Raw genomic sequence first — 7925 nt, 5'->3', positions numbered from 1 at the left:
AAACGCTCGGCTGGGACACCCCAGCCGAGCGCCTCGCTAAGCTCCTAGCCGTCAATGACTAGCCAACGTGTTGCAACGACCCCTTGAAACCGCCCGCTCAGCGTTAGTAAGGGGCCCTTCCTTCACCCACATGGGTTGGCGCGGTGGAGTGTGGGCCGGGCACGCGTCGGTCGGCCCACCCGGTGCGCAGAATGGCGCTTCGAGGTAGGGCAAGATGGCGCCACGGCCCATGCACAGTGTCGTGCGGCCGGGGGGAGGGTGGAGCAGTGGGTGACGTGCTGTGGACGCCGCCGGCGGACGTGCTCGAGCGGTCCCGCATCGGCGACTACCTGCGCTGGCTGCGGGAACACCGAGGGCTGGACTTCGCCGACTACGACGCGCTCTGGCGCTGGTCCGTCACCGACCTGGACGTCTTCTGGCGTTCCATCTGGGACCACTTCGAGGTCATCGCGCACACCCCGCCGACCGCCACGCTGGCCGAGCGGGTGATGCCCGGCGCCCGCTGGTTCCCCGACGCCACCCTCAACTACGCCGAGAACGTGTTGCGCATGCCGGGCCGCGCCGACGACGACCCCGTCGTCATCGCGCACGGCCAGACCCGACCGCCGGTCACCCTCACCGCCGCCGAACTGCGGGAGCAGGTCCGCCGGGTGTCGGCCGGCCTGCGCCGGCTCGGCGTCACCGCCGGGGACCGGGTGGCGGCGTACGCGCCGAACATTCCCGAGACGTACGTCCTGCTGCTCGCCACCGCCAGCCTGGGCGCGATCTTCTCGTCCTGCGCGCCCGAGTTCGGCACCCGCAGCGTCACCGACCGGTGGCAGCAGATCGAGCCGACGGTTCTGGTCGCCGTGGACGGCTACCGGTACGGCGACAAGCCCGTCGACCGGCGGGCCGAGGTCGCCGCCATCCGGGCCGCCCTTCCGTCGGTACGGCACACCGTCGGCATCGCGTACCTCGACCCGAACGGCCCGACGCCCGACGGCGTCCTCGACTGGGCGGACCTGGCCGCGCCCACCGACGAGCCGTTGACGTTCACGCCGGTCCCGTTCGACCACCCGCTGTACGTGCTCTACTCCTCGGGCACCACCGGGCTGCCCAAGCCGATCGTCCACGGCCACGGCGGCATCCTGCTGGAACACCTGAAGATGCTCGCCCTGCACCACGACCTCGGCCCGTCCGACCGGTTCTTCTGGTTCACCACCACCGGCTGGATGATGTGGAACTTCCTGGTCTCCGGGCCGGCGGTGGGCGCGGCCATCGTGCTCTTCGACGGCAACCCCGGCCACCCCGACCTCGGCGGCCTGTGGCGACTGGCCGCCGAGACCGGCACCACCTACTTCGGCACCTCGGCGCCGTACCTGCTGGCCTGCCGCAAGGCCGGCGTGGTGCCGCGCGAGATCGCCGACCTGTCCGCGCTGCGCGGCGTCGGTTCCACCGGTGCGCCGCTGCCCGCCGAGGGCTTCCAATGGGTGTACGACACGGTCGGCGACCAGGTGCAGCTCCAGTCGCTGTCCGGCGGCACCGACGTGTGCACCGGCTTCGTCGGCGGGGTGCCGCTGCTGCCCGTGTACGCCGGCGAGATCGCCTGCCGCGCGTTGGGTGCCAAGGTGGAGGCCCGCTCGGCCGACGGCACCCCGGTGATCGGCGAACTGGGCGAGTTGGTGATCACCGAGCCGATGCCGAGCATGCCGGTGGGCTTCTGGAACGACCCGGACGGCGTCCGCTACTCCGAGGCGTACTTCTCGGTCTACCCGGGTGTGTGGCGACACGGCGACTGGATCACCATCAACGCCCGAGGCGGTTGCGTGATCACCGGACGCTCCGACGCCACCCTCAACCGCGGCGGCGTACGACTCGGCACCGCCGAGTTCTACTCGGTGGTCGAAGGGCTCGACGAGGTCGTCGACTCGGTCGTCGTGCACCTGGAGGACGACGAGGGCGGCGCAGGCGAGCTGCTGCTCTTCGTCGTGCTGGCCGACGGCCTGGAACTGGACGACGCGCTGCGCGCGAAGATCAGCCGTGAGCTGCGTACGGCGCTCTCCCCCCGACACGTGCCCGACGAGATCCACCAGGTACGCGCGGTGCCCCGGACCCTCTCGGCGAAGAAGCTGGAGGTGCCGGTCAAGAAGATCCTCACCGGCACCCCGGTCGACGCGGCGGCCGCCAAGGGCGCCTTGGCAAATCCCGAGTCCCTGACCGCCTTCGCCACCTTCGCCCAGTCCCGCCCCCACCCCTGACTCCGACCCCCCAACCCCGACCCCCCGACCCCGGATCCCGACCCCCCCGACTCCGGAGCCCTGGACCCTGAGCCCTGGACCCTGAGCCCCGGACCCGGACTCGACGCCCCGACCCGACCTAGGACCCTGGCGCCCCGACCCCTGACCTCAGCGCTCCGGAGCCCGCAGGCCCCGGCTCCCGCCCCCGCAGGCGTCGATCATGGAGTTGTGGTGCCTCGCAAAGGGTGCATATACCTGCTATTCGTCCACCACGACTCTATGATCGACGCAGCCGTGCCCTGGAGCCCGCGATCTTGCACTTTGTGTCGCCGCTTAAGGGGCATTCCACGCGTATCGGCCACCGAAACTGCAAGATCGCGGGCGGGCGCGGGCAGGCGCGGGGCGCGACCGGGCGGCCCGGCTGTCCCTGGAGAGCGGCGTGGGCGCGGGCGGACGGGCACGGGGCGGCTCGGCGCGGGGCTGGGCGGCACGGGCACCGGCGCGGCGCGGGGCGCGGCGGCGGCACGGGAGTGGCGGCGGGCGCAGAGTGGGGGCGGGGTTCGGGGCGGAGTCAGGGGAGGGGGTGGGTGACTTTTTCGGCGGTCCGGCGGGCGGTTAGGCGGGCCGGGTCCAGGTTGGCGCAGAGGACCACCGTGGCGGCCCGGGTCAGCGGCGCGAGGAGCCAGTCGACCGGGTCGGGGTAGCGGGCGGCGTCGACCAGGAGGCGCGCACTCCGTTCGATGCCCAGCTCGTCGGCGCGGGCCTCGGCTCGGCCCAGCAGGTGCGCGTCGGTGGGGCCCGGGCCGGGCTGCGGGGTGAAGTGGTCGCCGTGCCCGCGTACCTCGACCACGTAGTCGGCGAAGCCGGGCGGCACCTGCCGCAGTGGGGCGGCGAGCGGGGCGAGGCCCAGGGCGTAGCGTTCGTCCGCCGCCCAGGACTGCGCCTCGTCGAACCGCTCGGCGGCGGCGAAGAGGACATCCACGGCTCCCGGCGTGTCGAGGACGCTCAGCTTGGCCGACCAGCAGCCGAGCAGCACGGCGGCGGTCTGCCAGTGCGGAGGGAGCAGCACGCCGGCCGGTGTGCCCGGCGCCAGGCCGACCTCGTCGACGAGGAGATTGGCGGTCTTCGACACCCAGTTCGCCAGGGTCGCGCCGGAGAGTTCGGTGCGGTCTCCGGTGGAGTCGTCGTACCAGGTCAGCAGCGGTCGAGTCGGGTCGGTCGCGATCGCGTCGGCGAAGACCCGGGCAATGTTGTCGGCCATCGGCGCGAACGATACGCCTCCGCGCCCCGTACTCGATGACGATGACAAGTCGGCGTACGGTCGGGTCGCAGTCAGCGTCCGCCCCGTACTCCGGCGTAGGCTTTACCCCCGGAGTGTTGTTCCCCACAGACCCACCCTCAAGGAGTCGCCCCGTGACCGCCGGTCGCCCGCCCCGCGTGCTCATCGACGCCACGAGTGTCCCCGCCGACCGTGGTGGTGTCGGTCGATACGTCGACGGTCTGCTCGGCGCCCTCGGCAAGGTGTGCGGGTCGGGGGTGGAGTTGGCCGTGGTGAGCCTCCGCACCGACCAGGAGCGCTACACCCGGATGCTGCCCGGCGCGGAGATCATCCCCGCTCCGGCCGCCGTGGCGCACCGCCCGGCCCGCCTCGCCTGGGAGCAGACCGGCCTGCCGCTGCTCGCCCAGCAGGTCGGCGCGCACGTGCTGCACTCGCCGTTCTACACCTGCCCGCTGCGGGCCGGGTGCCCGGTGACCGTCACCGTGCACGACGCGACGTTCTTCACCGAGCCGGAGCACTACGACAAGTCGCGCCGGACGTTCTTCCGGAGCGCCATCAAGACGTCCCTGCGTCGCGCCGACCGGGTGATCGTGCCCAGCAAGGCCACCCGCGACGAGCTGATCCGACTGCTCGACGCCGACCCGACCCGCATCGACGTGGCCTATCACGGCGTCGACCACGCCGCCTTCCACGCGCCGAGCGAGGAGGAGAAGGCTCGCGTACGTGCCCGGCTGGGGCTGGGCAACAGCAGCTACGTCGCCTTCCTCGGCGCCAAGGAGCCGCGCAAGAACGTACCCAATCTGATCCGGGGTTGGGCTCGTGCGGTGGCCGACCGGGCCGACCCGCCGGCGCTGGTGATCGCCGGCGGCCAGGGGCACGACGACGACATCGACCGCGCGGTGGCCGAGGTTCCGTCGCACCTGCGCCTGCTGCGCCCCGGCTACCTGCGGTACGGCGACCTGCCCGGCTTCCTCGGTGGCGCGCTGGTCGCCGCCTACCCGTCGTACGGTGAGGGGTTCGGCCTGCCGATCCTGGAGGCGATGGCGTGCGCCGCCCCGGTGCTGACCACGCCCCGCCTGTCGCTGCCCGAGGTGGGCGGCGACGCGGTCGCGTACACCTCGGAGGACCCGGACCAGATCGCCACCGACCTGGCCGCCCTGCTCGACGACGAGCAGCGCCGGTTGTCGCTGGCGAAGGCCGGCTTCGACCGGGCCAAGGAGTTCACCTGGGAGTCCAGCGCCGAGGTGCACATCGCCGCGTGGAGTCGTGCCCGTTCGTGACCGTTCGGGCGCCCTCGTGGTGACCCGTGCCACTGCGGGACGATGCGTCGGGCATGATGTGCGGATGCTTTATGCGGTCATCCCGGCAGGTGGCAGCGGCACAAGGTTGTGGCCGTTGTCCCGCGCCGGCCACCCCAAGTTCCTCCACCCGCTGACCGGCACCAGTTCCTCGCTGTTGCAGGCGACCGTGGAGCGGCTCGCGCCGCTGACCACGCCGGATCGGACCCTTGTGGTCACCGGCGCCGCGCACGTCGCGGCGGTCGCCCGGCAGCTCACCGGGCTGCCGGAGGAGAACATCCTGGTCGAGCCGTCCCCCCGGGACTCCTGCGCGGCGATCGCGCTGGCCGCGGCGGTGATCGCGACCCGCGACCCGGAGGCGGTCATGGGCAGCTTCGCCGCCGACCACCTGATCCGTGACCCGGACAGCTGGGTTCGTACGGTCCAGGAGGCGGTCCGGGGTGCCGAGCAGGGCATGCTGATGACCGTCGGGATCACGCCGACCAGGCCGGAGACCGGGTACGGCTATCTGGAGACCGACGACGCCACCGACGGCGCCCCGTGGCGTCAGGTGGCCGAGTTCAAGGAGAAGCCGGCCGCCGAGGTCGCCGAGGCGTACGTCCGCTCGGGTCGACACCTCTGGAACGCCAGCATGTTCGTCTGGCGGGTGGACGTGTTCCTCGCCGAGCTGGCCCGTCAGCAGCCGGCGCTGCACGCCGGGGTCACCGCGATCGCCGCTGCCTGGGGTACGCCGGAGCAGGACGACGTCCTCGGCACGGTGTGGCCGACGCTGCCGAAGATCTCCGTCGACTACGCGGTGATGGAGGGCGCGGCCACCGCCGGCCGGGTCGCCACCGTACCGGGTGACTTCGGCTGGAACGACGTCGGCGACTTCCACACCCTCGGCGAGGTGCTCCCCGCCGACCACGCGGGCAACGTGGTGCTCGGCACGGACGCCAAGCCGGGCGTGCTGCTGCGGGACACCGCCAACCTGGTCGTGGTGCCACAGTCGGGTCGGCTGGTGGCGGTCATCGGTGTGCGTGACCTGATCGTGGTGGACACCCCGGACGCGGTGCTGGTCTGTCCGCGCGAGCGGGCCCAGGACGTGAAGCTGCTGGTCGACGAGCTCAAGGAGCGCGGCGAAGAGGGCTACGTCTGACGTCCGGCGCGTGATGCTGGCGGCGGAAGCTCTCGTCGCCAGCGCCGCGTCACCACCTGCGCAGGGCCGCGAGGGCCGGCTCGACGAGTTGTGCGGTCCCGCCGGCCAGCGGCTCGGGCAGCCGGTCGGGCGGGAACCACCCCAGCGCCTCGGCCTCGTCGCTGACCTGCTCGACCGCGTCGGCCGGGGCGACCACGGCGAACCGGACGTCGTAGTGGCGCGAGCCGCCCTGGCACTGCACCTCGTGCACGTCGATGTCGATCGGCACCGGGTCGATGCGCAGCCCGGTGATGCCGGATTCCTCGGTGGCCTCGCGCAGCGCGGCCCCGACAAGGGTCCGGTCGACCGGTTCGCAGTGCCCGCCGAGCTGCACCCACCGGCTGAACTTGGCGTGCAGGCAGAGCAGCACCCGCGCCCCGGTCGGGTCCAGCACCAGCGCGCTCGCGGTGACGTGGCCGGGACGGTGTTGTCGGCTCATCGCGATCGGCCCGGCGGCGAGCAACGCGAGGGTGCGGTCCCGTGCCTCGGCCGACGCCGAGCTGGTCGGCTGCCAACCTTCGAGCAGCGCGACGGCGTCGGCGTGCAGTGTCGCGAACGTCGTGGGATCGATGGGGTCGACGGTGGGCGCGGTCATCGCGGTGTCGGGCATCCCGTCACTCTACGAGCGAGCAGCTCTCCGCCTGGTCGGCGACGCGTACCAGTGCGGCGGGGTGACCGGACGACACCTCTGCGGAGCAAGGGCCGCAGACCCTCGTGGTGCCGCCCGATCACCGGTCCTCCCCAGTCCCGGTGCCCCGGCGTCGAACGCGTCAAGGACGCGTCGGTGCCGTGCGCGGGCACTCGAAGCATGCCCAACCGTCCCCGAGGGCGTCGAGGTTTTTCAGCCCAGGCTTAAAGATGGAGATAACTGCCGGCCAGGTAGAGTCGAAATGGTCGTCCGGCATCCCTCTGCCGGCGGCACGGGAGTGCTCCATGCTGAAGATCCACTTTACCGGCGAGGACATCCTCCGGACCCGGGTGGCACCGGCGGCCGACCCGGTCTGGGAGCTGGTCCTCAGCCTGCACGCGTTGCAGAGCCGCAACCGCGACCCGCTGACGTCGGCGTGGCGGCACACCGTGACCCGCGGGCTACGCCGGGACATCGCCTCCGACCAGCTCCGACTGCTCTTCGCCCTGAATCCGCCGCGCGGCTACTTCCCCGACTTCCTCACCCCGTACGCCAGTGTGGAAGGTTTCGAGGCGGGTTTGGAGGCGGTTCGCAGCACGCCGGTCGAGGTGCTCCAGCGGGACCTGACCCTGGTGGCGGCCGAAAACCAGCTGCCCGCCTCGGCCGCCGCACTGGCCCGTGGCGACGTGGCGACGGTGCGACACCTCGCGGATTCGATGGAGCAGTACCGGGCGTTGGCGATCGGCCCGTACTGGAGCCGAATCCAGGCCGCCGTCGCGGCGGACCGTAACCGCCGGGCGCGCGCCCTCCTCGACGGCGGCGTCGAGGGCCTCCTGACCAGCCTGCGCCCGACCATGCGCTGGGCGGGCGGGGTGCTCGAGGTGCGCGACTACCCGCACAGCCGCGAGTTGTACCTGGACGGGCGCGGGCTGCTGCTGGTGCCGTCGTTCTTCTGCGCACCCACACCGGTCGCTTTGCTCGACCCGGCGCTGCCGCCCGTCCTGGTCTATCCCGTGGACCGGCTGGGCGGCCTCGCCGCCGCCGACGGCGAGGCGTCGGCCGCGACCGGCGCCGGCCGTGACTCGCTGGCCGCGCTTCTCGGCCGCACCAGGGCCGCGGTGCTCCAGGCCAGCGACGACGGCTGTACGACGGGCGAGATGGCCCGTCGGCTCGACATCTCCCCGGCGGCGGCGAGCCAGCACGCCACCGTTCTGCGCAACGCCGGCCTGCTCGTCAGCCACCGCGACCGCAACACCGTGCTGCACACGCTGACCCCGCTAGGCCGAGCCGTCCTGGAGGCCTAACCCCCGACCCCGGCAGGGGCGTG

The 7925-nt window shown here is 72.5% G+C and carries 6 protein-coding genes; 4 read left to right on the top strand and 2 right to left on the bottom strand.

The genetic code is table 11. The annotated features are described in order from the left end of the window. Nucleotides 1–266 precede the first annotated feature (266 nt). The gene (locus ABZ272_RS31560; RefSeq protein ID WP_355053591.1) at nt 267–2237 is read left to right on the top strand and encodes an acetoacetate--CoA ligase; all 1971 of its coding nucleotides are present in this window, start codon (nt 267–269) and stop codon (nt 2235–2237) included. Between the two features lie 550 nt (nt 2238–2787). On the opposite strand, the gene ABZ272_RS31555 is transcribed toward ABZ272_RS31560, so the two are convergent. Continuing rightward, on the bottom strand, nt 2788–3477 hold the full coding sequence (locus ABZ272_RS31555) for a TIGR03089 family protein (protein ID WP_355053590.1): 690 nt from the start codon (nt 3475–3477) through the stop codon (nt 2788–2790). A 152-nt stretch (nt 3478–3629) separates the two neighbouring features. On the opposite strand from ABZ272_RS31555, the gene ABZ272_RS31550 reads away from it, so the two are divergent. After that, a complete protein-coding gene (locus ABZ272_RS31550; RefSeq protein WP_355053589.1) occupies nt 3630–4775 on the top strand; it encodes a glycosyltransferase family 1 protein in 1146 nt (381 codons plus the stop codon). Between the two features lie 64 nt (nt 4776–4839). Beyond that, nucleotides 4840–5931: a sugar phosphate nucleotidyltransferase gene (locus ABZ272_RS31545; RefSeq protein ID WP_355053588.1), complete on the top strand. Its 1092-nt coding sequence runs from the start codon at nt 4840–4842 to the stop codon at nt 5929–5931. 49 nt (nt 5932–5980) lie between these two features. On the opposite strand, the gene ABZ272_RS31540 is transcribed toward ABZ272_RS31545, so the two are convergent. Next, nucleotides 5981–6565, bottom strand: coding sequence for an NUDIX hydrolase (locus ABZ272_RS31540; RefSeq protein ID WP_355053593.1), 585 nt, complete (start codon nt 6563–6565; stop codon nt 5981–5983). A 338-nt stretch (nt 6566–6903) separates the two neighbouring features. Between ABZ272_RS31540 and ABZ272_RS31535 the strand changes: the two genes are divergently transcribed. Further along, nucleotides 6904–7902, top strand: a complete 999-nt coding sequence (locus ABZ272_RS31535) for a winged helix-turn-helix domain-containing protein (protein WP_355053587.1) — start codon at nt 6904–6906, stop codon at nt 7900–7902. Nucleotides 7903–7925: the final 23 nt, after the last annotated feature.

This window comes from Micromonospora sp. NPDC005979 (assembly GCF_040614415.1).
Taxonomy (GTDB): domain Bacteria; phylum Actinomycetota; class Actinomycetes; order Mycobacteriales; family Micromonosporaceae; genus Micromonospora.
The sequence above is the reverse complement of the archived record's forward strand: the minus strand, read 5'-3'. Positions and strand labels throughout refer to the sequence as shown.